Raw genomic sequence first — 26303 nt, 5'->3', positions numbered from 1 at the left:
TTGTTATTCGGCCGCGTCCGGCAACTGCACTGGCTGCAGATCCTCGAGCTTGGAATTCTCCAGCTCGACGCTCAGACCCAGCGAACGCATTTCCTTGACGAGAACGTTGAAGCTTTCCGGAATACCGGCCTCGAAGGTATCGTCGCCACGGACGATCGCTTCGTAAACCTTGGTACGCCCGGCCACGTCGTCCGACTTCACCGTCAGCATTTCCTGCAGCGTGTATGCCGCACCGTATGCTTCCAGTGCCCAGACTTCCATTTCCCCGAAGCGCTGACCGCCGAACTGCGCCTTGCCACCCAGCGGCTGCTGGGTCACGAGCGAGTAAGGACCGATCGAACGGGCATGGATCTTGTCGTCGACCAAGTGGTTCAGCTTCAACATATAGATGTAGCCGACTGTCACCTGACGGTCGAACTGTTCACCTGTACGTCCGTCGTAAAGCGTCGACTGGCCGCTTTCCTTGAGACCGGCAAGACGCAGCATGTCGTTGACGTCGGCTTCATGGGCACCGTCGAATACAGGCGTTGCAATCGATACGCCGCGCTTCCACTGATCGGCCAGGCGAACGACGGACTCGTCGTCGTACTCCCTGACTTCGTCGCCCTTCGGACCAGAGCCGACGACGTCGTCGATCGTCTTGCGCAGCGGCGCGATATCGCCACCTGCCTTGTAGGCTTCCAGAAGATCGCCGATCTGGCGACCCATGCCGGCGCAGGCCCAACCCAGATGGGTTTCGAGGATCTGGCCAACGTTCATGCGCGACGGAACGCCGAGCGGGTTCAGCACGATGTCGACATGCGTACCGTCTTCGAGGAAAGGCATGTCCTCAACCGGCAAGATGCGCGAAACAACGCCCTTGTTGCCGTGACGGCCAGCCATCTTGTCGCCTGGCTGGATCTTGCGCTTAACAGCGACGAAGACCTTGACCATCTTCATGACGCCCGGAGGCATTTCGTCGCCGCGCTGGACCTTTTCGACCTTGTCCATGAAGCGCTGTTCAAGGCGCGACTTGGATTCGTCGTACTGGCCACGGAGCGCTTCGACTTCGCCCTGGATCCGCTCGTCCTCGACTGCAAACATCCACCACTGCGAGCGGGGATATTCGGAGATGACGGCGTTGGAGAGCTCGACGCCCTTCTTGAAGCCCTTTGGACCGGCAACCGACACCTGACCGCGCAGGTTTTCTATCAGGCGGCCGTAGACGTTACGGTCGAGGATCGCCTGTTCGTCGTCGCGGTCCTTGGCGAGACGTTCGATTTCTTCCCGCTCGATCGCCATCGCACGTTCGTCCTTTTCAACGCCGTGGCGGTTGAAAACGCGAACTTCAACGACGGTACCGTAGGTGCCCGGAGGCATCCGCATGGATGTGTCGCGAACGTCGGAGGCCTTCTCGCCGAAGATGGCGCGCAGAAGCTTTTCTTCCGGCGTCATCGGGCTCTCGCCCTTCGGTGTGATCTTGCCGACCAGAATGTCGCCCGGCGTCACTTCGGCACCGATGTAGACGATACCGGCTTCGTCGAGGTTCTTCAGCGCTTCTTCCGATACGTTAGGAATGTCGCGCGTGATTTCTTCCGGACCAAGCTTGGTGTCGCGCGCCATCACTTCGAATTCTTCGATGTGGATGGAGGTGAACACGTCGTCAGCAACGATACGCTCGGAAAGCAGGATCGAGTCTTCGTAGTTGTAGCCGTTCCATGGCATGAACGCGACGAGCACGTTCCGGCCGAGCGCCAGATCGCCGAGATCGGTCGAAGGACCGTCGGCCAGGATGTCGCCGCGGTTGACGACGTCACCAACGGTGACCAGCGGACGCTGGTTGACGCAGGTGTTCTGGTTCGAACGCTGGAACTTCATCAGGCGGTAGATATCTACGCCGGACTTCGAAGCATCGAGGCCTTCCGTAGCGCGGATAACGATACGTGTCGCATCCACCTGGTCGACCACGCCGCCACGACGGGCGCCGATGGCAGCGCCGGAGTCACGGGCAACGATCGGCTCCATGCCGGTGCCGACGAACGGAGCTTCGGCACGCAGCAGAGGCACGGCCTGACGCTGCATGTTCGAGCCCATCAGAGCGCGGTTGGCGTCGTCGTTTTCCAGGAACGGGATCAGCGCGGCAGCGACCGAAACCAGCTGCTTCGGCGAGACGTCCATCAAGTTGATGTTGTCGCGCGGAGCAAGCATGACTTCGCCGGCATGACGGCAAACCACGAACTCTTCGGCAAACGAGCCATCGGGGTTCATTTCGGCGTTGGCCTGGGCAACGTAGTACTTGGCCTCTTCCATGGCGGAGAGATAAAGCACTTCGAAGGTGACCTTGCCGTCGATGATCTTACGGTAAGGGCTTTCGATGAAGCCGTACTTGTTGACGCGGGCAAAGGTGGCCAGCGAGTTGATCAGACCGATGTTCGGGCCTTCCGGAGTCTCGATCGGGCAAATACGACCGTAGTGGGTCGGATGCACGTCGCGGACTTCGAAGCCGGCGCGCTCGCGGGTCAGACCGCCCGGTCCAAGAGCCGAGAGACGGCGCTTGTGGGTGATTTCCGAGAGCGGGTTCACCTGGTCCATGAACTGCGACAGCTGCGAGGAGCCGAAGAATTCGCGGACGGCAGCAGCGGCTGGCTTGGCGTTGATCAGGTCCTGCGGCATGACGGTGTCGATCTCGATCGACGACATGCGTTCCTTGATAGCGCGCTCCATGCGAAGCAGGCCGAGGCGGTACTGATTTTCCATCAATTCGCCGACCGAACGTACACGGCGGTTACCGAGGTTGTCGATGTCGTCGATTTCGCCCTTGCCGTCGCGCAGTTCGACCAGCATCTTGACGACTGCGAGGATGTCTTCCTTGCGCAGCGTGCGGACAGTGTCCTCGACTTCGAGGTCAAGACGCATGTTCATCTTGACGCGGCCGACAGCCGACAGGTCGTAACGCTCGCTGTCGAAGAACAGCGAGTTGAACATGGCTTCGGCCGAGTCCATTGTCGGCGGCTCGCCCGGACGCATGACGCGGTAGATATCGAACAGCGCATCCTGACGGTTCTCGTTCTTGTCGACCGAGAGCGTGTTGCGGATGTAGGCGCCGATGTTGATGTGGTCGATACCGAGAACCGGGATCTCGTTGAAACCGGCCTTGAGGATGATCGGCAGCGTCTTTTCGTCGAGTTCGTCGCCGGCTTCGAGATAGATCTCGCCGGTCTCGAAGTTGACGATGTCTTCGGCGAGGAAGTTGCCGTACAGCTCTTCGTCGGTCGCCTTGAGGGCCTTGAGGCCTTTCTCGGTCAACTGCTTGAGCAGGCGCGGGGTCAGCTTCTTTCCGCCTTCGACAACGACTTCGCCGGTGTCGGCATCGATCATGTCGGTGATCGTCTTGGCGCCTTTCAGCGTCTCGGCGATGAACGGAATGCGCCAGCCGTCGCCGGAGCGCTCATAGGTCGACTTGGTGTAGAAGGTCTCGAGGATTTCTTCGCCGTCCATGCCGAGCGCCATCAGCAGCGACGTTACCGGGATCTTGCGGCGACGGTCGATACGGGCGTAGACGATGTCCTTGGCGTCGAATTCGATATCGAGCCAGGAACCGCGATAAGGGATGACGCGGGCAGCAAACAGCAGCTTGCCGGATGAGTGGCTCTTGCCCTTGTCATGGTCGAAGAACACGCCTGGCGAACGGTGCATCTGCGAGACGATGACGCGCTCGGTGCCGTTGACGACAAAGGTGCCGTTATTGGTCATCAGGGGCATGTCGCCCATGTAGACCGACTGTTCCTTGATGTCCTTGATGGACTTCGCGCCCGTATCTTCGTCAATATCGAACACGATGAGGCGCAGCGTCACCTTCAGCGGCGCTGCGTAGGTCAGGTCGCGCTGACGGCATTCGTCGACGTCGAACTTCGGCGGTTCGAATTCGTACGAGACGAATTCAAGCATCGAGGTGCCGGAAAAATCAGTTATCGGGAACACCGACTTGAAAACCGACTGAAGGCCCTCGTCGGGGCGACCGCCCTTGGGCTCATCAACAAGCAAAAACTGGTCGTAGGATGCCTTCTGAACCTCAATGAGGTTCGGCATCTCTGCAACTTCAGGAATCTTACCAAAAAATCTGCGTACGCGCCTACGACCGTTGAACGAAAGGGTCTGAGCCATCGTCGCTCCTTCAAAATCTTGCATCCGGGCCTGCAACTGACGGGAACCGCTGGCCAGGCGATCCCGTCTATCAATGAGTGGTTCAATCTCGTCTCACATTCGAATGCGCAGGCGCGGATGCCGTGTCGTATTCGCCTGGAGACTATCCTCTTGAAGAACTCATTACCGAAAAGCCGAAGATGCGGCCCTTAGGTAAGGCGTTCAGAAAAAACGGCAAATGGGAGGCGGCACGAAGCCACCCCCCAAACGCAGTTTGAAGATTACTTAACGTCGACCTTAGCGCCGGCGTCTTCGAGCTTCTTCTTGATGTCAGCGGCTTCAGCCTTGTTGACGCCTTCCTTGACAGCCTTAGGAGCGGCTTCAACGAGGTCCTTAGCTTCCTTCAGGCCGAGACCTGTGATTGCGCGGACTTCCTTGATGACGTTGATCTTGTTCGCGCCAACGTCCGTGAGGACGACGTCGAACTCAGTCTTTTCTTCTTCGACGACAGCAGCAGCGCCACCGCCAGCAGCGGCTGCAGCAGCAACCGGAGCAGCAGCGGAAACGCCCCACTTTTCTTCGAGGAGCTTCGACAGTTCAGCGGCTTCGAGAACGGTCAGAGCAGAAAGGTCGTCTACGATCTTTGCGAGATCAGCCATGGTATAGTTCCTTTTTTATTCGGTTCGATCTGGTTTAATGTAACAGCGAAAAACCGCCTCAAGCGGCTTCTTCGTCCTTCTTGGCATAGGCGGCAAACACGCGAGCAAGCTGAGCTGCCGGTGCTGCAACGACGCCTGCGATACGGGTAGCTGGGGTCTGGATCATGGCCAGCAGCTTCGAACGCAGTTCATCAAGCGAAGGCAGGGTCGCAAGCGACCGGACAGCGTCCGCGTTGAGTGTGGTCGATCCCATGGAACCACCGAGAACAATGATCTTGTCATTGGTCTTGGCAAAATCCACGAGTACCTTAGGAGCCGTAATCGGGTCTGCGCTGTAAGCGATCAGCGTTTGACCCTTGAAGAGATCAGACATCCCTTCCGACTCAGTGCCCTGAAGAGCAATCTTGGCCAGGCGGTTCTTCGCGACTTTGACGGTGCCGCCAGCAGCGCGCATCTTCGAACGGAAGTCGTTCATCTGTGCGACTGTGACACCAGCATAGTGGGCCACGACGACTGAGCCGGCGGCCTGGAAGACCCCGTTCAGTTCCGTGACGAATTCGCGCTTTTCCGCTTTTTCCACTGCTTTTCTCCAGTTGACAGGTCCGTGTAGGACGGCCCTGCCGGGTTGCCTTTTGCCTCAAGGGATCGATGAGATCCCAAGCGACGCTTGAGGATCCTGTCCCCTCGCGCCTGGACCCCGGGGGATCGCAGAACACAAGGCATCCAAGGCTCGAACCGAGTTTATCGAAGTCAAAAACTTCATCCAAATTCGGGTCTTACCCGTCTCATGCAGGCATCAGTGATTAAGGGATAACCACCTGCAATCTCGGACAGGAATTCCGGATTTCTCCGGAAATCCCAACCTCCGGAGAGGTCGGGAATTCTTGATGGCCGGACTTGCGCCCGGCCGAATTATCAGACCGGTGCGGTGACCGAGGCAACTTCGATACGGACGCCTGGGCCCATGGTCGAAGAGATGGCGACGCGCTTGACATAAATGCCCTTGGCGCCAGCCGGCTTTGCCTTGATGACGGCGTCGGCGAATGCGCGGATGTTTTCTTCCAGCGCCTTCGGCTCGAACGAGGCCTTGCCGATGCCGGCGTGGACGATGCCAGCCTTCTCGACGCGGAACTCGACAGCGCCGCCCTTGGATGCCTTGACAGCGCCAGCGACGTCCATGGTCACGGTGCCGACCTTCGGGTTAGGCATCATGCCGCGCGGGCCGAGAACCTTGCCGAGACGACCGACCAGCGGCATCATGTCAGGCGTTGCGATGCAACGGTCGAAGTCGATCTTGCCGCCCTGGACGATTTCGACCAAGTCTTCGGCGCCAACGACATCGGCGCCAGCTGCGCGAGCTTCGTCAGCCTTTGCGCCACGAGCGAAGACGGCGACGCGAACGTCACGGCCGGTGCCGTTCGGCAGGTTGACGACGCCACGGACCATCTGGTCGGCGTGACGTGGGTCGACGCCGAGGTTCATGGAGACTTCGACAGTTTCGTCGAACTTGGCGATAGCCCGTTCCTTGACCATGCCGATGGCGAGGTCGAGAGCGTAGAGCTGGGTCGGATCGACGCCGACGCGGATTTTCTTGATGCGCTTCGCAACCATCGGATTAACCTACCACTTCCAGGCCCATAGCGCGGGCGGAGCCCTCGATCATGGCCATTGCACCTTCGATATCCGCGGCGTTCAGGTCCTTCATCTTCGCCGTAGCGATGCTGCGAACCTGGTCACGGGAGATTTCGCCTGCCTTGGTCTTGCCTGGCAGCTTCGATCCCGAAGTGATCTTTGCTTCCTTCTTCAGGAAGTAGCTGACTGGCGGCTGCTTCATGATGAAGGTGAAGGACTTGTCCTGGTAGTAGGTGATGACGACCGGGATCGGCATGCCCTTTTCCATTTCCTGCGTGGCGGCATTGAACGCCTTGCAGAATTCCATGATGTTTACGCCACGCTGACCAAGCGCCGGGCCGATTGGCGGGGACGGGTTAGCCGATCCTGCCTTGACCTGAAGCTTGAGCTGGCCTGCAACTTTCTTAGCCATATCTCTCTGCCTTTCACTGTTGGCCGGTTGCCCGGCCGTTGATGCCGGATCGCTCCGGCGGCTGCGGTTGCGTGGTACGGACGTCAGGTTCGGCTAGAGCCCTGCCCTTCCACGCGCTTGCGGCAAACGCCGCGCACCATCCGTCACGCAAATGACGGATGGTGAATTTAAAAAACTCAGACCTTCTCGACCTGTGCGTATTCGAGTTCGACCGGCGTGGCGCGGCCGAAGATGGAGACTTCCACCTTGAGGCGCGAACGCTCTTCATCGACATCCTGTACCGTGCCGTTGAAAGAAGCGAACGGACCGTCGGAAACGCGAACCTGCTCGCCGATCTCGAACGAGATGGAGGCCTTCGGACGCTCGACACCTTCCTGAACCTGACCGAGAATGCGATCAGCCTCGCTGTCGGGGATCGGAACCGGCTTGTTGTCGGAACCGAGGAAGCCAGTGACCTTCGGCGTATTCTTGATCAGGTGATAGGCTTCGTCGGTCAGGTTAGCCCGAACCATGACGTAGCCCGGAAAGAACTTGCGCTCTGCATCGACCTTGCGGCCGCGGCGCACTTCAACCACCTTTTCGGTCGGTACGAGGATCTTCTCGAACAGGTGCGACAGACCCTTCTGACGCGCCTTGTTCTCGATATCCTCGGCAACCTTCTTCTCAAAATTAGAATAAGCGTGGACGATGTACCAACGTGCCGCCATCTTCATCTCCACTCGATATTAATTGCCGGCCTGCAGCACGTAACCAAGAATCCAGCCAATAAGCTGGTCGGCAGCAAAGAAAAACATTGCCGCGAATACCACCATGACCAGCACCATGACGGTGGAGATCACCGTTTCACGACGCGAAGGCCACGTAACTTTCGCTGTCTCCGAGCGGACCTGCCGGAGAAACACGAGCGGATTCGATTTGGATGCCATTGACTGCCCACGCAATTACGGCGCGTAAAGCTGAACGAGTCAGCCCCACGCACCGCGTGTCTGTTGAACCCTTACATAACGACCGATTCCCTTTTTAACAAGAGATGAATCAGTCGCTCACGAATTTTGCCGCAGATGCAGCAAACCGACCCGAGAAGCAGCGAAACCTTCGCGCTGGTCAGATCGGCATCTATCAGGCCTAAACAGCAGGATCTCCCCGGCGCGGCTAAAATTAGCCCCTTGAGAATTCTCTGCCGGCTTCGGCTGGGGTGCCTTAGCACGCCACCTTGCGGGCATTCAAGTGCTTTCCCGCTGAAATAGAGCCTGGGTTGCAGATCGCCCACGTAAGCCCCCTACTCGGCGATGCCTTCCATTCGTAGAACCGAATGATGCGCTGGCGTGAAAAGCAGAGATATTGTTCGATATGGTGCGCAACCAATTTTGCCCGCCTGCGTTGCGGCTTGATATCGGACTGCAAGAGCGAGGGACGACGATGAGCCAAGATCATGCCAACCCCAAGTCATCGACACTGGAGGAAGACGCCCGCGACCTCCATCGCGGCGAGACGAGCGCTCCGGCAAATGTCTCCATCGGCGTGATCATCGGGCGAACGTCTGAGTTTTTCGACTTCTTTGTCTACGGCATTGCATCGGTTCTGGTATTCCCCCGCCTGATGTTCCCCTTCATCGACGGCGAGACGAACAGGATCCTCTGCTCGTTCGCCGTCTTTTCGCTCGCCTTCATCGCCCGCCCGTTCGGATCGCTCATCTTCATGTGGGTGGACCGAAACTATGGTCGCGGCACCAAACTCACCATTGCTCTATTCCTGCTTGGCGGATCGACGGCAGCGGTTGCCTTCCTGCCAAGCTACGATGAGCTCGGCGTGCCGGTCATCGCCATGCTTGCGGCGTTCCGGATTATTCAGGGGATCGCACTCGGCGGAGCCTGGGACGGTCTGGCCTCGCTCTCCGCCTTGAACGCACCGGCAGACCAGCGGGGATGGTACGCTATGATCCCGCAACTCGGCGCGCCCATCGGCTTTGCTCTTGCCGCCGTCCTCTTCGCCTATTTCGTCGGTAACCTGTCTGACGATGACTTCCTGTCATGGGGATGGCGCTATCCGCTGTTTGTCGCCTTCGCCATCAACGTCGTCGCCCTTTTTGCGCGTCTTCGCATCGTCGCGACGCCGGCCTTCGAGCAGGCGCTGCTGGAGCGTGAATTGCAGCCGCGTCTGGTGCTGGAGACGATCCGCACGCAAGGGCGCGAGATCCTGATCGGATCTTTCGTGCCGCTCGCGGCTTTTGCGACCATCTATCTCGTGACTATCTTTCCGCTGAGCTGGAGCGTGGCCACCGACAGGCGCGGTGCTGCCGATATGCTGCTCTGGCAGGTTGGCGCATCGGTGTTTGCCGTCGTCGGCATCATCCTCTCCGGCTTGCTGGCCGACCGGATCGGCCGGCCGCGCGAGCTGCTGCTGGGAGCGCTGCTAATCGCGATATTTGCTTTTGCAGCACCCTTCCTGCTGACACTCGGGCAGGCCGGCCAGAACGTCTTCCTGCTGATCGGTTTCTTCGTGCTTGGCATTTCCTTCGGCCAATCGTCCGGCGCCGTTGCAACCAGATTTGCACCGCAATTTCGCTACACGGCCTCCGCGTTCACCTCCGATATCGCCTGGCTCCTGGGTGCCGCGTTTGCGCCCCTGATCGTACTCGCGCTGGCGACCCATGTCGGCATATGGGCAATCGGCGCCTACCTGCTGTCTGGCGCAATCTGCACCGCGCTGGCGCTGTCACTGACCGGTGACCGCAAGAATGTCGAGACTGTGCCGCGCTGAGGTCGCTTTCAGGGCGGTGCACTTCGTCCTGCATCGCGAAGAAGCGGAACAGATCTGGAGACGGACCGTTATGGGCGCGTCAATTCATGAGGAAATAGAAAAACATGGCCGGTCGCACCCTGATGCAGTTCTTTCACTGGTACTATCCGGACGGAGGCCGGCTCTGGAACGAGGTGGCTGAAAAGGCAGAAAGACTTGCGAATATCGGCATTACCGATGTCTGGTTGCCGCCAGCGTACAAGGGCGCCGCCGGCGGCTATTCTGTCGGTTACGACACCTACGATCTGTTCGATCTGGGAGAGTTCGAGCAAAAGGGCACTGTGGCGACCAAATACGGCGACCGGGCCGCTCTCGAAAACGCGGCCGCTAGCCTGAAAGCCAACGGCGTTTGCGTCATCCTAGACGTCGTGCTGAACCACAAGATGGGCGCCGACGAAAAGGAAAGCGTCAAGGTTCGCCGCGTCAATCCGGAGGACAGAACGCAGATCGAGGACGAGGCATTCCAAGCGCTGGCCTACACACGCTTCACCTTCCCTGGTCGCAATGGAGCGCACTCCAAGTTCATCTGGGATATGAAGTGCTTCAGCGGCGTCGATGTCACCGAGGAGCCTGACGAAAAAGGCATCTTCCGGCTCGTCAACGAGTATGGCGACGGCGAATGGAACGAGCAGGTCGACGAAGAAAACGGCAACTTCGACTACCTGATGGGCGCCAATGTCGAATTCCGGAACAACGCCGTCTATGAGGAGCTGAAATACTGGGGCCGCTGGGTCTCCGAGCAGCTACCGCTAGACGGGTTCCGCCTGGATGCGGCGAAGCACATTCCGGCCTGGTTCTTCCGGGACTGGGTCGGGCACATGAGGGAAACCGCTGGCCGCGACCTGTTCGTCGTCGCCGAATACTGGCATCCGGACATGGAAGTCCTGAAGAGCTATCTCGAGCTCGTAGACCACCAACTCCAGGTGTTCGACGTGGCGCTGCACCACCGCTTCCACGAAGCGTCGAAGCAGGGCGGCGATTTCGACATGCGAACGATCTTCGATGGATCGCTGGTGTCGGCCCTTCCCCAGCACGCCGTCACCCTTGTCGACAACCACGATACGCAGCCGCTGCAATCCCTCGAGGCGGCCGTCGAGCCGTGGTTCAAGCCGCTTGCCTACGCGCTCATCCTGCTTCGTGAGCAGGGAACACCATGCGTCTTCTATCCGGATCTCTACGGCGCGAGCTACACGGATGACAAGGACGGCAACGAGCGGTCTGTCGACATGCCGGCGATCGAATGCCTGCCGCGACTGGTGGAAGCGAGGAAGCGCTTTGCCAACGGCGCCCAGACCGACCTGTTCGACGATCCCAATTGCATCGGCTTTGTGCGCCACGGTACCGCCGATGCGCCGGGCTGCGTGGTGGTCCTCTCGAATGGCGAGGCCGGCGAAAAGACTGTGGAGCTCGGCACCGGTCATGCCGGCGGCGTGTTCGTGGATTTCCTTGGCCAACGAGACGACAGGATAGAAGTCGGCGAGGACGGAAAGGGCCAGTTTCCGACGCACGGCGGAAACGTCAGCGTCTGGGTCCGGGAGGACAGGCTTTAGAGCAGCGCCGGCAGGCCGCGAACTGCGTGTGAAAGCGCACGCAATGAAATGTCCTGACCGCTCCTCTCAGGGATACAACCGAGATGCCCGTTGCCGCACTAGAGATTGCGGCGACGGCGCGGCTGGCAGGCGGAACAATCCGACGTCGTCGGCATTCTTAACTACGATCAACATTGGGAGATGAATATGAACCTTGGCCCCATGAAAGCACTCCTCGGTGTCCTCGCTGTCGCAGGATATCAGCATCGTGACCAGATTGCGGAGGTGCTGCGCAACCTAACCAAGAGCGGACAGGCTCCCTCGCCCCAGCAGCCCGGAACGCAACAAAGCGAGGATCAGGCCGGCGGGCTCGGTGGCTTGCTCGGCAGTGTGACGCAAGGCGGCCTTGGAGGCTTGCTCGGCGGTGGATCTGCGGGCGGCATCCTCAGCGGTGGGCTTGGCGGATTGCTGGAGCAATTCCAACAGAACGGTCACGGCGATGCTGCAAACTCATGGGTATCGCCCGGCGACAACGCGCCGATCGACAACCAGCAGCTGTCACAGGCGCTCGGCCCGGATGTCGTCAGGGAACTGACGGAAAAGACGGGATTGAGCGAGCAGGAACTGCTGAGCCGCCTATCACAGGATCTCCCCAAGGCTGTCAATGACCTGACGCCAGACGGCAAGGTACCAGACGAAAAGAGCTTTGCTCGGCTCCTGCAATAAGTGCGGGAGTTTTTAAATCCAGGAGGAATATCATGCCGAACGACCCTATCTCGCCAGCAGTTGCGTCCCTGCTCAAGGAGCAGAATGTCCAGCGCGTGCTCGGCAAGGATTCTCTCGAACAGGGACTTGAAGACACGTTTCCGGCGTCCGACCCGGTCTCGCAGTCCATCAGCGGGATCCCTCAGGGACGGGCGGATTCGCGCGAGGCCGAAAGGGTCCGCGACTGGAAAGACGAACCGACCAGCGTTGCAACCGGTTCCAGCTTCAACCGTATCCTTGACGATGTGAAGACCACAGTCACTGGCAATCCACTGACGGCGGTCTCGATCGTCGCGGCATTGGCGTTTATCTGGGGCGCCACCCGCTAGTCGGAGCCACCGACCGACTACAATCCGTCAGCATTATCGGCGCCGGTATCTGTTAATTCAGATATCGGCGTTTGCTTGTGACCACACCGATTTTCAGAACCGGTAGAACAGATTTCAATGAAATGCTGAGTGAAGCTTTTGTCAGCGATGGAGTGTTGCCGCTGACGGGATCGCGTCAACTGCCGTCACAGCGGACCTACCGCGCTTGCAACGCATTCAGTCTCACGCAAAAAGGCTGCGACGGTTTCGCAGCCTCTAAATAACGTTGACGGCAGATCGTATACTGGGGAGCTCAGGCTTTCGCAGAGCGCTTCTGAAGCCTTGCTGCGGTCGCGGCAATCATATCGCGGCGATCCTTGGCGAGACGGGCTTCGCGCAAGCGCGCGGTCTTGGATTCGCGGTCGGCGACCATGGCGTCGAGTTCTTCAGCGGCTTGGCCGCGCGCATAGAAATGGGTCTGCGTCCCTGCGAACGCGATTTCGGCTTCTTCGCGGGATTTCGATGTTTCATTTGCCATGACGGGGTCCTATCGCAATATTAGAAAACGTGAAAAAGGCCGGGAAAACCCGGCCTTAAAGAGATTTCTTTCGTCGCAGTGCCAGTACATCCGTGGTCAAGGCGAAGAAGAAAGCTTTAAATTATGCAGCCTGGAGGTTGCAAGCAGACATCTTGCCCGACTTGTTGTCGCGCTCGAGGTCGTAGCTGACCTTCTGGCCTTCAACGATTTCGCGCATACCAGCACGCTCTACAGCGGAGATATGGACGAAAGCATCGTCGCCGCCGTTGTCAGGCTGGATGAAGCCGAAGCCCTTAGTGGAATTGAACCATTTTACTGTGCCTGTGGTCATGATGATGAACCCTTTTCAAAGCATTTTTAGAATACCGCAATGCCATGAGCACTGCAGGCGGTGATAACGATGTATTTTGAAAGGGAAGTTCGTCAGGCGCGGTGCTAATCGCGCGGCAACCAAAGTTCAGCAAGCAAAAGATCGATGAACTCTAGATAGGCGTAACCACCGGGGATGTCAACGTCAAAGAGTAATAATTAACGTTTTATGTCCGGATGGGCGATCACCGCAGGTGAAGGCCTCTCGCCTGAGGCACGCCCGCCATGCGATTTCAAACGGGATCGCATGGCGGGAAATCGGTGAACTCAAATTTAGCGCTTGGCATTCCTTGCCTTGATCTGGGAGATGATCAGCGGTGCTGCAATGGAGAGAATGCCGCCGAGGGGAAGCATGCGCAAAATCCTGGTGCCGACGAATGTGGCGGCCGAGGCTCCAGCCAGCTTTGCCCAAGGGTAGGAACCGAGCTGCGCATGCGCGCTGGCATCCGCCCATTCCGCTCCCGACTTCACCACCGATACCGCTTGCTGCCGCGTGCGGGCCACCCTCGCCTTTATGCCGGCCACCGTCTGCTGCAGATCGGCAACCTCCTCCTTGAGCGCCTGCAGGCGAGCCTGGCGGTCGATGCGGGGAGCATCGAGCAGCGCTGGGCCGCCATCCATCGCCCGGGCTTCCATCTCGGCTAGATGCGACTGCAGCTTGTCTTCGGCGCCGGCGGTTTTGGTAATCGGATCCATGGTCGTTGCCTTTCGGTTTAATCTAAAGCCTAACAACGCAATTCCCGCGAAAAAGATGCATGTGCCCGAAGAAAGCTTGTCCAGCCCATTTGCGGCGATTCCGCTCCTTGAATCATCACCGTCTCCGTACGTCAAAACAGGCTTCCCTGCCCTATTGGAGGAACAATAGGCAGAGGACCTGTCCCTTCCCTGCGGCGCAATTCGGTTTCGGCGCTGAAGCGGATATCGACATCGCGGTCTTTGGCAAATTCCCGCAGCGCTTCCGGGCTCAGACGGTCCCAGCCCTTGCCGCGGTCGGGTCCTGAGCGAACCCGAGGCAAAAGCCCTGGCTCCATGCTCCAGGCAAGAAGCTGCTCAAGCGGGGCTGCGTTCAACAGGTCACGCAAATGGTGAGCGGTAACATAGGCATCGGGTGTTGCCCGATGGGCTGGCAGGCCGAGCTCGCGGACAAGGCCCTCCGGCATCCTCTGGTAGCGCAGCATCTGGTTCGAGAAGCTCGCAAGGTGGGGCCAGACGCGGAGAGAGCATTTCCAGGTGCATATCCAAGCCGCGCCGCGGCTATGGCGTGGTGTGCAGTAGCGCTGCTCGAAAGACGCACGGTGGGCCGCCAAGGCCAGCACGCCGCCCTCCGGCCTCAGCACACGCCCGGCGACATCCCTCCACAATGGCGCGTCCGAGACGTCCTCGTCGATTATATGATGGATTGCCATCGTCTCGGCTGAGATCGGGCGGCCGGGATTGACCATCAGGCCGCCGCGCTCTTCTCCAACATGCCACAGACCGTCCACCCCGAGCCTCACATCCTGCCAGCCGATCTCGCAGACATCATTGGGGCCGTTGCCGCCGGTTTCGAGATCTATGACCCGAATACGGGAACCGGCAGTTGGAAAGGCATAGTCCGTTTTCAATCCAATTTTCCTGACGGTTATGCGTTGGTGACAGGGATGAGCCACAACGGCAGTCTCGGCTCCAAGATCAATTACCCGGCATTTAAGGCTCTACGCTTCCATGCAAATGCAGATTGGCGGGCATGGACCGTCGCGGTCAATGCCTGACATGGATACTGAGGAGCAGATGTGGGTCGATCGAATACCGATCAAGATACCGACGAAATATTTGCCGCGTCAGATGCAGGCTACAGCGCCGAGATCAAGATGTGAGGAGCCATATGTCGATGCTGACCTGGCATTTGCCAGGCACTTGCTATGGTCGAGAGTTCTGGAAAATGGCAGGGGCAGCAGGGCTCGAACCTACGACCTGCGGTTTTGGAGACCGCCGCTCTACCAACTGAGCTATACCCCTAAACGCTTTTTCCGGGCACTGCCGGCATATCGCCGGATGCCCTTCGGAAGCATGGCGCTCCCTTTACGGCGCGCGGCATAAATTGGCAAGTCCGATTTTGGATTTTTCCGCCACCACGACGCCTTGCTGTGGGACGTCAAGGAGCGACGCCAGCTACGCCTCCTGTGGAAGCGAGAAACTTGCCGGATATTTTCAGACGCGCGGTACGAGATGCAAGCGATGGCAGCCGCATACGGAGAGGAGGTGCGACCAGGATTGAGCCGCCTGCTTCGTGGCAGGACAAGTCGGCGGCGCATGCGATTCGCATTCGCGTTGTTGAGCGTATCGTGAGCTTCGCGCCTTCGCTCCATTGCCGCCCTTGACAGATGCCGGACTACCTCGCCAATAACCTCTAATGATTTATCTCGTAAGACACGGCCAGACCGAATTCAATGCTGCAGGCCGCTGGCAGGGCCAGGTCGATTCCGGCCTCACCACGCTCGGCAGACAGCAGGCCGAGCGTGTCGGCGCGACGCTTCGGGGTCTTATCGATCCCGACAGCACGGCCATCTTCTCAAGCCCGCTCGGGCGCGCCGCAGACACGGCCGCCATCATCGCAGGCGCCGCCGGCTTTGGTGACGAGATCGTATTCGATCCGCGTCTGATGGAAATCGGCATGGGCTGCTGGGACGGACTGACAACATACGAAATCGAGATGGAATGGCCAGGTGCCCTCGACGGGCTCAGCCGTTTCGAATGGTTCTTCCACTCGCCCGACGGAGAGGGCTTCGCGGGCTTTGCGGAGCGCCTGCTGGAGGCGCTTGCGGAAGTCAAGCGCCACCCGGCCGCGAACAAGATCATCGTCTCGCACGGCGTCGCCGGACGCGTCATCCGGGGAATCTACGCTGACCTGGAGCAGGCGGATGCGCTGGGCCTGGATGTGCCCCAGGACGCGATATTCGCGCTGGACGGCGGCATCGTCACCCGGATCGACTGCCAGTAACCGTCTCTGGCTTTCTCATGAACGTCCAGCAAACTCCAGACGTGAAAAGGCCCCGCTGTCGCCAGCGAGGCCTTGTTCAATTCAAGAGATCGTCCGTTATTACTCGACGATCGAGGCTACGATGCCGGCGCCGACGGTACGGCCGCCTTCGCGGATAGCGAAGCGCAGCTTTTCTTCCATGGCGATCGGCACGATCAGTTCGACAGCAACGGTGACGTTGTCGCCAGGCATGACCATTTCCGTGCCTTCAGGCAGGGAGACGATGCCGGTCACGTCCGTCGTGCGGAAGTAGAACTGCGGACGATAGTTGGTGAAGAACGGAGTATGACGACCGCCTTCTTCCTTCGTCAGGATGTAGGCTTCAGCCATGAACTTCTTGTGTGGCTTGACCGAACCTGGCTTGCAGAGAATCTGGCCACGCTCGACGCCGTCACGGGTGACGCCGCGGATCAGCGCGCCGATGTTGTCGCCAGCCTGGCCCTGATCGAGCAGCTTGCGGAACATTTCAACGCCGGTAACCGTCGTCTTGGTCGTTGCGCGGATGCCGACGATTTCGACTTCTTCACCAACCTTGACGATGCCGCGCTCGACGCGACCGGTAACAACCGTACCACGGCCGGAGATCGAGAACACGTCTTCGATCGGCAGCAGGAACGGCAGGTTGATCGGACGCTCAGGCGTCGGGATGTACGAGTCGACGGCTTCCATCAGAGCGCGGATGGCGTCTTCGCCGATCTTCTTGTCCGAATCTTCGAGAGCGGCCAGAGCCGAGCCCTTGATGATCGGGATATCGTCGCCCGGGAAGTCGTAGGACGACAGAAGTTCGCGGACTTCGAGCTCAACGAGTTCGAGCAGCTCTTCGTCGTCGACCTGGTCGACCTTGTTCAGGAACACCACGATGGCGGGAACGCCAACCTGACGGGCAAGCAGGATGTGCTCGCGGGTCTGGGGCATCGGGCCGTCGGCTGCCGAGCAGACCAGGATCGCGCCGTCCATCTGGGCAGCACCGGTGATCATGTTCTTGACGTAGTCGGCGTGGCCGGGGCAGTCGACGTGTGCATAGTGACGGGCAGGCGTTTCGTATTCGACGTGAGCCGTCGAGATCGTGATGCCGCGTGCCTTTTCTTCCGGGGCAGCGTCGATCTGGTCGTAACGCTTGTATTCGCCGAAATACTTCGTGATCGCTGCCGTCAGAGACGTCTTGCCGTGGTCAACGTGGCCAATCGTGCCGATGTTAACGTGCGGCTTGTTGCGCTCAAACTTACTCTTTGCCATTTGAATGCTTCCTGATGAACGTAGGATTGGTGACCCCGGCGAACCGGTTTAGTGCCGCCGTTTAAGGCTTTCGATGCGGGAGCGCAAGACTTAATTGCACAGCCGGATTTTCGCCCGCGACCGGCGATTGTCGCGCGCCGCCAGCTAGACAGAAGTCCGTTTGACGGAATGCAGCGGATGTTCCGGACAGAGCGATAAGCGCCTGTCGGTTCAACTCGTTAGATGGGAATTGTGATTTGGATTTCCAAGACCCTGGAGCGGGTAGCGGGAATCGAACCCGCATATTCAGCTTGGAAGGCTGCTGCTCTACCACTGAGCTATACCCGCGGGTGCAAGATCCAATGACGGAATGGTGGAGGGAGTTGGATTTGAACCAACGTAGGCTGAGCCAACGGATTTACAGTCCGTCCCCTTTAACCACTCGGGCATCCCTCCAGATTCCATCCGGACCTTGGCTACCAAGTCTGTCAGACCCGACGTTGCCGCCGTGACTGCGCCGCGTATATGACCGCCCGGCTCCGGTCTGTCAACACGAGGAATGTGCAAAAATGACGAAATTATTTCCTCTCCAACGGAAAGGCCCGCGATCAAAGCAAGACATGAAAGAAGGACTATGCGCTTATCGCAGCGCTGGGTATAAAGCCGCATGAGCAAAGATAAAGCCCCCGGCCCTACCGGCCCAGAAACCACGTCCGGCGATCATTCGCAAAAGGATACCCATTACGCCACGCTGCGCCGCGCCCATCGCGATGCCAAGCGTGAACGCGGTGAAATTCCAACGCCCCAGCCGCAGAAGCGCAAACGCGCCGGCGGCGGCGACTGGAAGCCTGCGCCGATCGCCCCCGATCTCGTCCAGCTCTACGGGCTGCACACCGTGCGCGCTGCACTCGACAATCCCGAACGCAAGTTGCTGAAGCTTTCGGTTACCCAGAACGCGCTGGTGCGCCTCGATATCGGCCCTGTCGACCAGTTGCCCTACCCCGTCGAGATGATCACGCCGCAGGACCTCGACAAGATCCTTGGCCCGGATGCCATCCATCAGGGCGTCATGCTGGAAACCCGGCCGCTGCCTGTGCGCAAGCTCTCGGCGCTGACAGACAGTCCGCTGCTGCTGGTGCTGGATCAGGTCACCGATCCGCACAATGTCGGCGCCGTCATGCGCTCCGCCGTTGCCTTCGCCGCCGGTGCCGTCATCACCACAATCCGCCACAGCCCGACCGAATCGGGCGTCCTTGCCAAATCCGCATCCGGTGCGCTCGAGCTTATTCCCTATATCCAGGTGACGAACCTTTCCGACACGCTTGGCGAACTGAACAAACTCGGCTTCACGACGATAGGCCTTGATTCGGACGGGCCGGCACCGCTCGAGGGCACGTTCTCCGGCGACAAGGTTGCGCTGGTGCTCGGCGCCGAAGGCAAGGGCCTGCGTCAGAAGACGCGCGAGACAGTCAATGTGCTCGCACGCCTCGACATGCCGGGCGCCATCAAGTCGCTCAACGTCTCCAATGCCGCCGCCATCGCGCTCTATGCGGCGCGGTCCTACCTGAAACCCTGATCGGCAGGCCCGACGGTCTGCAGCCGATGGAGAATGCCGTGCGCCCTATCCTTGCCCTGGCGGTCTGTGCCGCTTCACTGCTGACACTTGCCAGCGCAGTCGAGGCTGCCGATGCCGACCAGTTGAAGGCGCAGGCCGGCAGCTGGCTGGCGGCGCCGCAGAACGGCAGCAAGGGCTGCCTGCTGACATTTGCCACCACACCAGCTGCCGGCGGCTATGCGATTACCGGCGCGGAAGCCTGCGCAACGCCGGTTCCCGCACTTTCCAAGGCGACGGCATGGACGCTTTCCGAGGACGGAACACTCTCAATCGTCGATGCCGCCCACAAGACGCTGGTCAATTTCATCCAGGACGAGGGATCGCCCTGGGAAACCGAGGACGGCGAACCGATGTGGCTACTGCCCGCGCTGGGCACCATCGACCATGTCCCAACAATCGAAAGCATTGCCGGCAACTGGGCTATCCAGAAACCGGAGGGAACTCAGCCTATCTGCGCGCTCAAGCTGACGGGCGACAAGGACGGCGACGGCACGACCAAGGTGTCACCGAACGGTGACTGCGCTGCAGAGTTCAAGGATATGAAGCTGACGCTCTGGGCGCTGGAGGGTTTCGGCCTGGTGCTGATGAGCGACGATGGTACGTCGATCTCCTTCGACATGAAGGCGGACGGCAGCTTCGACAAATCGCTTGAGGATGGCGGCAAGCCGCTGAAACTGGTGCGCCAGCCCTGACCGCTGGGATACTCGCTGAAGCGAGGTGAAAACGGTCGCATCGCTGCGACCGGCCATTAAAGTAATGCGACGCTTAGGTCTTCTTCAAAAACCCTCGACAAACATGGCGCTGTTCGAATCCCGCGCGTCCATGTTCGCTTTCCATGTTGAATGTGGCCCGAGCATTGGGGACAGATGCGAAAAGCTGAGCGTTCGCAATGATTTTGACTTTACAGGCGCTGAGAATCTGCTATTTGCCCCTCTGCCGCCCTTGTAGCTCAGTTGGTAGAGCACCTGATTTGTAATCAGGGGGTCACGAGTTCGAACCTTGTCGGGGGCACCACTTTTTCTTTTCGATGTTCCGTAGATCCGACTTCTCCGCGTGCGACAGCATGCGGTCGGGTCTTGGGGTTGCCCAGCCCTTACGCCTGCCCCATCAGCCAGTTCTTCAGATAGATGATGCCGAAGACGGCGCAGATGAAGACGGTGATGACGATCTTTCGCTGCCAGCGGGATAGTCTGCGCGGCGCTTTTTCCGGGCGCTTCGGTTTGAATTTCACGACGTTGTCGTCCATGCGGTGCGGGTCTCCTGAGCTCGTCGGTGGATACCTATCGCGCCGGACGCGGGCGGACAACCGCCATCACGGCGCGATCTCGGAATGTATTCATTGACTCGGGCTTTCCGGCATGTGAACATAAAGAGAACATTGCGGAGTACCATGTTTATGATTCGATTTGCCCCACAGACAGCCGCCACTTCCCCAGACCGGCAGGCGCGCGCGCTGAAGACAGCCCGTGCCGCCGACGAAGCCGGAAGCGGCGCTTTCGTGCCAACCGACGACGCAATGCTCATTCCTGACCTGGAAGATGCTGGCGGCGACACATCTGCGAAGTCGACAAAATCGCGTTTGGGGCGCAAGCAGAAGACAAAGTCGGCAGTCGCGGAAGCTGCCGTTCAGCTCGACCTGAACGCCTGACGGCCAGCAGGAATAACAATCGGCCACGGATCCCTCCCCAAAGGCGCTGCTGGCGGAACAAGCTCGCGCTTGACGGGTTGTCATGCAAATATTTGTGGGGAGCGATCGTCATGTCCAAGCCGGTAGATAACGACAACGATGCCGCTACCGTGCCCGAAACGGCGTACCAGGGCCGGGAGCGGGCAATGTCCGGACGTGGAAAAAGCCTGTCGTTCTGGGGTCTGGCGGTTGCAGTGGTCTTCATTGTCGGTCTGGCTGCCTTCGCGATGACCCGAGAGGTCTCCCATACCAACCCCGCACCCAACGGCGGTGCCGGCAACAGCGGTGCGGTGTCACAACCTGCACCCGCGCAGAGCAGCCAGTGAGGTCAGGAGCCCGAGTTCCGGGGCAAGACTTTGGACCGGAGTAGACGACCGATGGTGTTTGATCAGCCTCGTATCATCCCCAAGGCGTTGGGTGGACTAAAGGCGTTTGAAAAAACTTCCGGTTCGATCTCAGTATAACGAAACCGAGAACCCGAATTCCAGACTCAATCTCGACACCGATGGACGGTACGATTCAGTTCATATTAACCAGGAGCGCGACTATGGGCGAAGATATGACGATCCATGAAGCAGCGGCAGATCCTTTGATCGGTCAGGTCCTGAAGGCCGATGGTGTGCCACCGGGAGCGTTTGCGCAGCTTCTGCAGAGTGCTGCCAGGCTGCGCGCGGCCGAGCTCGAACGTGCGGTTTCGACAGACGACAATGCAGCGTCTGCCGATGCCGCTGTCGATCAGCCGGAAAAGCTCCCGGATTGATACCTACGACTGTGCGCGCCTGTAATGGCTTTTTTCCATTGCCTGCTGCCCGCCGAACTGGCAGCACTAACGGGTGCAACAGCGAGGTAGGGAATGACCGACGAACCGCCGAAAAAGAAGTCCCTGGCCGGCCTTGGCCAGATGATGGAAAAGGCAGCCGCCAAGGAGAAGGCCGCTGCCAGCAAGGTTGAGAAGATCGCCAGCGATGCCGGCGCGACGCGCGGCTACGAGATAACCTTCAGGAAGAAGTCTTCGAGCTAAGGCATTCGTTCGCTATGGACGGCTTTTTACGGGAAGCGCGTCGATACTGCGCTTTAGCCACGCCTCGCGAGCACCGATTTGGCCAGCACGTCAAGCACCGAGACCGTCGTTTCCCAGTCTATGCAGCCGTCGGTGATGCTCTGGCCATAGGTCAGCTTTCCCCCGGCCACCAGTTCCTGACGTCCGCCGACGAGATTGCTTTCCAGCATCGTGCCGATGATCCGCCGGTCGTCGGCTGCAACCTGGCTGGCGATGGCGTCGATGACGTGCGGCTGGTTGTCGGGGTTCTTGCCGCTGTTGGCATGGCTGGCATCAATCATGATGCGCGGCGGCAGGCCGGCCTTCAGCGATTCGGCTGCAGCTGCGGCAACGCTTTCGGCGTCGAAATTCGGCGCCTTGCCGCCGCGCAGGATAAGGTGGCAATCCTCGTTGCCGGATGTCGAGGCGATGGCGGCGCGGCCATCCTTGGTGACGGCCGGAAAATGGTGCGGCTGCGAGGCGGCGGTCACCGCGTCCAGCGCAATCCTGATGTCGCCGGTGGTGCCGTTCTTGAAGCCGATCGGGCAGGACATGCCGGAGGCGAGCTCGCGGTGCACCTGGCTTTCCGTGGTGCGCGCGCCGATAGCACCCCAGCTGACGAGGTCGGCGATATATTGCGGCGTGATGGTATCGAGAAGCTCGCAGCCGGCGGGCAGGCCGAGGTCGTTGATATCCACCAGCAGCTGGCGGGCAAGCCGCAGGCCCTCCTCGATCTTGAAGCTACCGTCGAGACGGGGATCGTTGATCAACCCCTTCCAGCCTACCGTGGTGCGCGGCTTTTCGAAATAGACGCGCATGACGATTTCGAGTTCGCCCTGATGCCGCTTGCGCTCCGCGACCAGACGCCGTGCATAATCAAGCGCAGCAACGGGATCGTGGATCGAGCATGGGCCGACGACCACCACCAGCCGGTCGTCCTCGCCGGTGAGGATACGGTGCACGGCGGCGCGGGCAGCGGAGACCGTTTCGGCCGCATGAGGCGAACATGGCACGTCCGCAACGACACGGGACGGCGGGCTCAGGGGGGTGATCTCGAGAATGCGCAGATCGTCAGTGGTCGGCACGGGGGAACTCCTCACAATTGATGGCAGACTGATAGTCAATAAGGACGGCAAACGGAAGCCGCTGCCACGCGTTTCGCCGCGTTCAGGCGCGGTTGCCGCAGATAGGTTCCCGATGGCCAAGCTATCCGTGGCTACGGCGCCGCTCCCGCTAGAGTGTCCGGATTGCCCACAGAGCCGAAATCGAGCTGGACCCGGCCGTTCGTAATGTCGGCGACGAGGGCTGCGGCCCGATCTGCCTGACCTTCCGGAATACTGAGGGAAAGCACTGCGCCGTCTTCGGTAAACATTTCGGCGACGACGGAGAGGCCGGCGATTGATAGAAGCCGCGCCTTTGCCAGAGCCAGATCGGAAAACCCGATCGATGCGATCGCTGCCACCATCGGCACCACCTCGACCCGATCGGCAGCCCTGAGGCAGGCTGCGGCCGTGCCGCCATAGGCGCGCATCAGGCCGCCTGTTCCGAGCAGCACGCCGCCGAACCAGCGGGAGACGACGACCAGCACACGGTCGAACGACTGGCCGTCTATCGCCTGCAGGATGGGCTTGCCAGCGGTACCGCCCGGCTCGCCATCGTCATTGAAGCGATAGGTCTGGCCGATACGCCAGGCCCAGCAATTGTGGTTCGCGCCGGCATCTGCAAGAGCAGACAGCTTTGCCCTCGCCTCGTCCTCATCGGCAATCGCGGCTGCGAGCGCGAGAAACCGGCTCTTCTTGATGGATTGCTCGAACGAGGTCGGCTGCCTGAGGGAAAACATCGGCACTTTGGTCTCTGAAAGGACAATTGCCCGTTCGTCTGTAACGGCTTGGCTGCGACATGGCGAGCCTGTTCCAGCAGCCTCGCCGGAAGATTGTATCCGGAGCCGCGCCCGCTGTGCGACTATGCCGCGATATCGCCGGTGGGCGAATACGGCTTGTCGCACAGGGGTGTTATCCTTTACGTAGACGGAGATTGTCGAAGGATATTGCATGCCGCGCTCATTTCAGTCCCTCTGCTTTCTGGCCTCGACTTCACCGGAGGCGCTGGCGGCGCGCGAAGAACTGATCGCCATCTATGGCCAGGCGCCCCAGGAGGACGCCGATGTCATGGTGGCGCTCGGCGGCGATGGCTTCATGCTGCAGATGCTGCACAACACAATGAACTCCGGCAAGCGCGTCTACGGAATGAACCGCGGCTCCGTCGGCTTTCTGATGAACGACTACCGTGTCGAGAACCTCGACGAACGCATCGATGCAGCAGTCGAGAATGCGTTCCATCCGCTGGAGATGCGTACTGTCAATGCGGACGGCAGCGAATCGGTGGCGCTCGCCATCAACGAGGTCTCGCTGTTCCGCCAGTCCTACCAGGCGGCCAAGCTGCGCGTCGAGATCGACGGCCATGTGCGGCTGGAAGAACTGATCTGCGACGGCCTGATGGTCACCACACCGGCCGGCTCCACCGCCTACAACCTCTCCGCCCATGGACCGATCCTGCCGCTGGAAGCGCCGTTGCTCGCCATCACGCCGGTCAGCGCCTTCCGTCCGCGTCGCTGGCGCGGGGCGCTGCTGCCCAACAAGGTGACGGTGGACATTACTGTCCTTGAGCCGGTCAAGCGCCCCGTCAATGCGGTGGCCGACAACACGGAGGTGAAATCGGTGCTGAGCGTCCGTATCGCCCAGACCCAGGACACCACCGCCCGCATCCTTTCCGACCCCGACCGCTCGTGGTCCGACCGTATCCTCGCCGAGCAATTTTCCGATTGACCGGCCCACTCCCCCTGACGACATCTGATGGCAGCTAGCTCTTGAGAAACGCACTCCACGCCCCACTGTTGGCCGCACTGCTGGCAAGCGTCGTTTCGACTTCCGAGGCGCGGGCCGACGACGGCGTGCTGCCGGCCAGCATCATTGCCTCGACGACAACAGGCTTCTGGCAGGATAACGGAGCGGCGCAGCCGGCACCCGCCGTGACTTTGCCAAGCACCGATACGCCCACGACAATCACGCCACCGTCGCGCCACGGGTTTTACAAGCTCTATGCGGTGCGCCAGGCAGATCGCACATCGAAGGTCTACCTGCAGCAGGTCGCCACGACCGACGACGGGCCGCAGATCGTTTCAACGACGGAACTGCCCGAAATCACCGCGCTGAAGGCCATCGTTACGGATATCCGGCCCGAAAACTCCGGGGGCATCATCCGCGAACCCGGCCTGTTTGCCACGCTCTATATCAAAGCTGATGCCGATGCCGACGCGGATGTCTGGAATGTCATGCTCGACGAACTCGGGGAAATCGTCGTTGAGAAGGCGCCGGAGTAAGCGCTGGCTATAAAAAAAGACCCCCTCTAGGCAGACAGCCGCGAGGGGGTCTTTGTTTGGCAGAAGCAGTCGCGACGATCAGTCGATGTCGTCCACTGCGGCATCTGCTGCGCCGCTGATGCGGTGCGCCAGAGCTGCTTCCATGAACGGACTGATCTCGCCGTCGAGCACATCGTCCGGCGCGGTGCTGACAACGCCGGTGCGCAGGTCTTTCACCTGCTGGTAGGGCTGCAGCACGTAGGAACGGATCTGGTGACCCCAGCCGATGTCGGATTTCGACGCGGCCTCCGCGTTGGCAGCATCCTCGCGCTTCTTCAGTTCCGCTTCGTACAGGCGGGCGCGCAACATTTCCCATGCTGTCGCCCGGTTCTTGTGCTGCGAGCGCTCCTGCTGGCACTGCACCACGATGCCGGACGGGATATGCGTGATGCGCACGGCGGAATCCGTCGTGTTGACGTGCTGACCGCCGGCACCGGACGAGCGGTAGGTGTCGATGCGGCAATCGCCTTCGTTGATGTCGATCTGGATCGAATCGTCGACGACGGGATAGACCCAGATCGACGAAAACGAGGTGTGCCGACGGGCGTTGCTGTCGTAGGGCGAAATGCGCACCAGGCGATGGACGCCCGACTCGGTCTTCAGCCAGCCATAGGCATTGTGGCCCTTGATCAGCAGCGTCGCCGACTTGATGCCGGCTTCTTCACCGTCATGGACTTCCAGCAACTCGACCTTGAAGCGCTGACGTTCGGCCCAGCGGGTGTACATGCGCAGAAGCATGTTGGCCCAGTCCTGGCTTTCCGTGCCGCCGGCACCCGAATGGACTTCGAGGAAGGTGTCGTTGCTGTCGGCTTCGCCGGACAGCATCGCCTCGACCTGGCGGCGGGCCGCTTCGGTGCGCAGGACCTTCAGGCCTTCCTCGGCTTCCTTGACGATGTCGGCATCGCCCTCTTCATCGCCGAGCGCAATCATTTCGATATTGTCATCGACCTGCCGTTCGAGCAGCCGGACGCCATTGATGCTGTCTTCGAGGTTCTGACGCTCGCGCATCAGCTTTTGTGCCTCGGATGCATCGTTCCAGAGGTTTGGATCCTCTGCCTTGTTATTCAACCAGTCCAGTCGCCTTACGGCCTGATCCCAGTCAAAGATGCCTCCTCAGCAGGCTTATGGCCTGCTTGATTTCGTCGACAATATTCTCGATTTCGGCGCGCATGGTCTC

At 60.0% G+C, this 26303-nt stretch carries 29 protein-coding genes and 4 tRNA genes; 14 read left to right on the top strand and 19 right to left on the bottom strand.

Annotated features, from left to right (window positions below; genetic code table 11):
• Positions 1-3: 3 nt before the first annotated feature.
• The 7 genes from rpoB to secE form a co-directional block, all read right to left on the bottom strand.
• Positions 4-4143, bottom strand: coding sequence for a DNA-directed RNA polymerase subunit beta (gene rpoB / locus J5274_RS11505; RefSeq protein WP_142822276.1), 4140 nt, complete (start codon positions 4141-4143; stop codon positions 4-6).
• Positions 4144-4403: 260 nt separating this feature from the next.
• Positions 4404-4781 (bottom strand): 50S ribosomal protein L7/L12, encoded by a 378-nt coding sequence (rplL, locus tag J5274_RS11500; protein ID WP_142822275.1) that lies wholly within the window; start codon positions 4779-4781, stop codon positions 4404-4406.
• Positions 4782-4839: 58 nt separating this feature from the next.
• The gene (gene rplJ / locus J5274_RS11495) at positions 4840-5361 is read right to left on the bottom strand and encodes a 50S ribosomal protein L10 (protein ID WP_142822274.1); all 522 of its coding nucleotides are present in this window, start codon (positions 5359-5361) and stop codon (positions 4840-4842) included.
• 335 nt (positions 5362-5696) lie between these two features.
• On the bottom strand, positions 5697-6392 hold the full coding sequence (gene rplA, locus J5274_RS11490; RefSeq protein WP_142822273.1) for a 50S ribosomal protein L1: 696 nt from the start codon (positions 6390-6392) through the stop codon (positions 5697-5699).
• Positions 6393-6396: 4 nt separating this feature from the next.
• Positions 6397-6825: a 50S ribosomal protein L11 gene (rplK, locus tag J5274_RS11485; protein ID WP_111220668.1), complete on the bottom strand. Its 429-nt coding sequence runs from the start codon at positions 6823-6825 to the stop codon at positions 6397-6399.
• Positions 6826-7001: 176 nt separating this feature from the next.
• Positions 7002-7532: a transcription termination/antitermination protein NusG gene (gene nusG, locus J5274_RS11480; protein WP_142822272.1), complete on the bottom strand. Its 531-nt coding sequence runs from the start codon at positions 7530-7532 to the stop codon at positions 7002-7004.
• Between the two features lie 18 nt (positions 7533-7550).
• Positions 7551-7751 carry a preprotein translocase subunit SecE gene (secE, locus tag J5274_RS11475; protein ID WP_111220666.1) on the bottom strand — a complete coding sequence of 67 codons (201 nt, stop codon included), beginning with the start codon at positions 7749-7751 and terminating at the stop codon, positions 7551-7553.
• Between the two features lie 493 nt (positions 7752-8244).
• Here secE and J5274_RS11470 point away from each other — a divergent pair, with 493 nt between their 5' ends.
• From J5274_RS11470 to J5274_RS11455, 4 genes are all read left to right on the top strand, one after another.
• On the top strand, positions 8245-9585 hold the full coding sequence (locus J5274_RS11470; RefSeq protein WP_142822271.1) for an MFS transporter: 1341 nt from the start codon (positions 8245-8247) through the stop codon (positions 9583-9585).
• A gap of 104 nt (positions 9586-9689) precedes the next feature.
• Positions 9690-11174, top strand: coding sequence for an alpha-amylase (amyA, locus tag J5274_RS11465; RefSeq protein WP_142822270.1), 1485 nt, complete (start codon positions 9690-9692; stop codon positions 11172-11174).
• A 186-nt stretch (positions 11175-11360) separates the two neighbouring features.
• A complete protein-coding gene (locus J5274_RS11460; RefSeq protein WP_142822269.1) occupies positions 11361-11879 on the top strand; it encodes a YidB family protein in 519 nt (172 codons plus the stop codon).
• Positions 11880-11911: 32 nt separating this feature from the next.
• Positions 11912-12247: a hypothetical protein gene (locus J5274_RS11455; RefSeq protein WP_142822268.1), complete on the top strand. Its 336-nt coding sequence runs from the start codon at positions 11912-11914 to the stop codon at positions 12245-12247.
• Positions 12248-12539: 292 nt separating this feature from the next.
• Here the strand turns inward: J5274_RS11455 and J5274_RS11450 are convergent, their stop codons facing one another.
• The 5 genes from J5274_RS11450 to J5274_RS11430 form a co-directional block, all read right to left on the bottom strand.
• Complete coding sequence (locus J5274_RS11450) at positions 12540-12764, bottom strand: hypothetical protein (protein WP_111220661.1); 225 nt, start codon at positions 12762-12764, stop codon at positions 12540-12542.
• A 121-nt stretch (positions 12765-12885) separates the two neighbouring features.
• The gene (locus tag J5274_RS11445; RefSeq protein WP_111220660.1) at positions 12886-13095 is read right to left on the bottom strand and encodes a cold-shock protein; all 210 of its coding nucleotides are present in this window, start codon (positions 13093-13095) and stop codon (positions 12886-12888) included.
• 311 nt (positions 13096-13406) lie between these two features.
• Positions 13407-13829, bottom strand: coding sequence for a hypothetical protein (locus tag J5274_RS11440; RefSeq protein WP_142822267.1), 423 nt, complete (start codon positions 13827-13829; stop codon positions 13407-13409).
• A 131-nt stretch (positions 13830-13960) separates the two neighbouring features.
• Entirely contained in the window at positions 13961-14737 is a 777-nt protein-coding gene (locus J5274_RS11435; protein ID WP_142822266.1) for a DNA polymerase III subunit epsilon, read from the bottom strand.
• 318 nt (positions 14738-15055) lie between these two features.
• Positions 15056-15131: transfer RNA gene (locus J5274_RS11430), tRNA-Trp, on the bottom strand.
• A 394-nt stretch (positions 15132-15525) separates the two neighbouring features.
• Between J5274_RS11430 and J5274_RS11425 the strand changes: the two genes are divergently transcribed.
• Entirely contained in the window at positions 15526-16113 is a 588-nt protein-coding gene (locus tag J5274_RS11425) for a histidine phosphatase family protein (protein WP_142822265.1), read from the top strand.
• A gap of 99 nt (positions 16114-16212) precedes the next feature.
• On the opposite strand, the gene tuf is transcribed toward J5274_RS11425, so the two are convergent.
• The 3 genes from tuf to J5274_RS11410 all read right to left on the bottom strand — a co-directional run bounded on the left by tuf (position 16213) and on the right by J5274_RS11410 (position 17823).
• Positions 16213-17388 (bottom strand): elongation factor Tu, encoded by a 1176-nt coding sequence (gene tuf, locus J5274_RS11420; protein WP_142822264.1) that lies wholly within the window; start codon positions 17386-17388, stop codon positions 16213-16215.
• 253 nt (positions 17389-17641) lie between these two features.
• Positions 17642-17715, bottom strand: a tRNA-Gly gene (locus J5274_RS11415).
• A gap of 23 nt (positions 17716-17738) precedes the next feature.
• A tRNA-Tyr gene (locus tag J5274_RS11410) sits at positions 17739-17823 on the bottom strand.
• Positions 17824-18034: 211 nt separating this feature from the next.
• Between J5274_RS11410 and J5274_RS11405 the strand changes: the two genes are divergently transcribed.
• The 3 genes from J5274_RS11405 to J5274_RS11395 all read left to right on the top strand — a co-directional run bounded on the left by J5274_RS11405 (position 18035) and on the right by J5274_RS11395 (position 19996).
• A complete protein-coding gene (locus J5274_RS11405) occupies positions 18035-18943 on the top strand; it encodes an RNA methyltransferase (protein ID WP_142828910.1) in 909 nt (302 codons plus the stop codon).
• A 38-nt stretch (positions 18944-18981) separates the two neighbouring features.
• Positions 18982-19674 (top strand): AprI/Inh family metalloprotease inhibitor, encoded by a 693-nt coding sequence (locus tag J5274_RS11400; RefSeq protein WP_224128253.1) that lies wholly within the window; start codon positions 18982-18984, stop codon positions 19672-19674.
• Positions 19675-19920: 246 nt separating this feature from the next.
• A tRNA-Thr gene (locus tag J5274_RS11395) sits at positions 19921-19996 on the top strand.
• A gap of 79 nt (positions 19997-20075) precedes the next feature.
• Here the strand turns inward: J5274_RS11395 and J5274_RS11390 are convergent.
• Positions 20076-20228, bottom strand: a complete 153-nt coding sequence (locus J5274_RS11390) for a hypothetical protein (RefSeq protein WP_153816508.1) — start codon at positions 20226-20228, stop codon at positions 20076-20078.
• A gap of 150 nt (positions 20229-20378) precedes the next feature.
• On the opposite strand from J5274_RS11390, the gene J5274_RS11385 reads away from it, so the two are divergent.
• The 4 genes from J5274_RS11385 to J5274_RS11370 all read left to right on the top strand — a co-directional run bounded on the left by J5274_RS11385 (position 20379) and on the right by J5274_RS11370 (position 21690).
• Entirely contained in the window at positions 20379-20630 is a 252-nt protein-coding gene (locus tag J5274_RS11385; protein WP_142822261.1) for a hypothetical protein, read from the top strand.
• 110 nt (positions 20631-20740) lie between these two features.
• Positions 20741-20995: a hypothetical protein gene (locus J5274_RS11380; RefSeq protein ID WP_142822260.1), complete on the top strand. Its 255-nt coding sequence runs from the start codon at positions 20741-20743 to the stop codon at positions 20993-20995.
• 221 nt (positions 20996-21216) lie between these two features.
• Positions 21217-21429 carry a hypothetical protein gene (locus tag J5274_RS11375; RefSeq protein ID WP_162556542.1) on the top strand — a complete coding sequence of 71 codons (213 nt, stop codon included), beginning with the start codon at positions 21217-21219 and terminating at the stop codon, positions 21427-21429.
• Positions 21430-21522: 93 nt separating this feature from the next.
• Positions 21523-21690 (top strand): hypothetical protein, encoded by a 168-nt coding sequence (locus J5274_RS11370; protein ID WP_153816477.1) that lies wholly within the window; start codon positions 21523-21525, stop codon positions 21688-21690.
• 53 nt (positions 21691-21743) lie between these two features.
• Here the strand turns inward: J5274_RS11370 and J5274_RS11365 are convergent, their stop codons facing one another.
• Positions 21744-22793, bottom strand: a complete 1050-nt coding sequence (locus J5274_RS11365; RefSeq protein WP_142822258.1) for a 3-deoxy-7-phosphoheptulonate synthase — start codon at positions 22791-22793, stop codon at positions 21744-21746.
• A gap of 131 nt (positions 22794-22924) precedes the next feature.
• Positions 22925-23548, bottom strand: coding sequence for a YigZ family protein (locus J5274_RS11360; RefSeq protein ID WP_142823565.1), 624 nt, complete (start codon positions 23546-23548; stop codon positions 22925-22927).
• 211 nt (positions 23549-23759) lie between these two features.
• Between J5274_RS11360 and J5274_RS11355 the strand changes: the two genes are divergently transcribed.
• Both J5274_RS11355 and J5274_RS11350 read left to right on the top strand, forming a co-directional pair.
• Complete coding sequence (locus J5274_RS11355) at positions 23760-24533, top strand: NAD kinase (protein ID WP_142822257.1); 774 nt, start codon at positions 23760-23762, stop codon at positions 24531-24533.
• Positions 24534-24574: 41 nt separating this feature from the next.
• Positions 24575-25087, top strand: coding sequence for a hypothetical protein (locus J5274_RS11350; RefSeq protein ID WP_224128255.1), 513 nt, complete (start codon positions 24575-24577; stop codon positions 25085-25087).
• A gap of 78 nt (positions 25088-25165) precedes the next feature.
• Here the strand turns inward: J5274_RS11350 and prfB are convergent.
• Positions 25166-26297, bottom strand: a protein-coding gene (gene prfB / locus J5274_RS11345) for a peptide chain release factor 2 (protein ID WP_142822256.1) whose coding sequence is annotated in 2 segments (ribosomal slippage) — positions 25166-26227 and positions 26229-26297 — 1131 coding nt in all. Because the reading frame shifts where the segments join, the coding sequence is not laid out codon by codon here.
• Between the last annotated feature and the right edge of the window lie 6 nt (positions 26298-26303).

This window comes from Rhizobium sp. L51/94, assembly GCF_019355555.1.
GTDB lineage: Bacteria > Pseudomonadota > Alphaproteobacteria > Rhizobiales > Rhizobiaceae > Rhizobium > Rhizobium rhododendri.
This window is presented reverse-complemented; position numbering and strand designations above follow the sequence as displayed.